This window comes from Methylobacterium sp. WL6, assembly GCF_008040095.1.
Classification (GTDB): Bacteria; Pseudomonadota; Alphaproteobacteria; order Rhizobiales; family Beijerinckiaceae; genus Methylobacterium.
Window position 1 is genome coordinate 1 of record NZ_VRVH01000602.1, and the last position, 1,002, is coordinate 1,002.

At 61.0% G+C, this 1,002-nt stretch carries 1 protein-coding gene; it reads right to left on the reverse strand.

What is annotated here, in order from left to right:
* The coding region (locus FV230_RS28675) for an IS481 family transposase (RefSeq protein ID WP_147844771.1) at nucleotides 1–946 on the reverse strand (946 nt) is incomplete at its 3' end.
* Nucleotides 947–1,002: the final 56 nt, after the last annotated feature.

Sequence of the window (1,002 nt, forward strand, 5' to 3'; positions counted from 1 at the left end):
TGTATGGTCCCGGGATGAGGTGTGACGGGTCGATCCTGAAGCGATTGGGCTCTTTCGTCCAGGCGTTCAGGATGAACTCGGTGGGTGTCAGGCCCCGCAGGGTCTTGAGCCGACGAGCGTGATTGTAGGCATCGACGAACAGGTGCAGATGCGTTCGAAGCTGGTCGTGGCTGTCGTAGTGGTAGCGCTTGACCGTCGCATCCTTGATGGTGCGGTTCATCCGCTCGACCTGCCCGTTGGTCCAAGGATGGTTCACCTTGGTCAGCCGATGCTCGATGTTGTGCTCGTCGCAGACGCGGTCGAAGATGTGCTTACTATCGTAGATGTCCTGTCGACGTGATGTGAACTGAACGCCGTTATCTGTGAGCACGGTGTGGATGCGGTAAGGCACCGCCTCAATGAAGTCGCGCAGAAACTGGGCGGCCTCCATCTTGCCGGCGCTCTCCACGAGCCGCACGAAGGCAAATTTGCTGGTTCGATCGATGGCTACGAACAGCCTGAGCTTACCTTCGGCCGTGCTCACCTCGGCGATGTCGATGTGGACGTAGCCAATGGCGTAGGTCGCAAAGCGCTGCTTCTTGGGTTTGTCGCCTTCGATCTCGGGTAGTCGGCTGATGCAGTGCCGTTCCAGGCAGCGATGCAGCGAGGATCGCGTCAGGTGCGGGATCGTCGGCTGCAAGCCATAGAGGCAGTCGTCAAGCGGCAGCAGGGTATGCCGGCGGAAGGCGACAATGATCGCTTCCTCCTCGACGGTGAGCACGGTGGAGCGCGGTTCCTTGGGGCCCATCCGGGCATCCGCTGTGCTCGTCCGTTTGCGCCACTTCTGCACCGTCGTCGGGCTGACGCCGTAGCGCTTGGCCAGCGCTCTTACGCTCTCTTCACGTAGCTGGATCGCGCGACGGACTGCCTCCGTCGTGGTGGCGCTTCCATGAAGAACCTGGCCCATAGCGCATCCCTCGCAGCATGGTGGTCAACCGTACCACCACACCGCGGGATCAAACA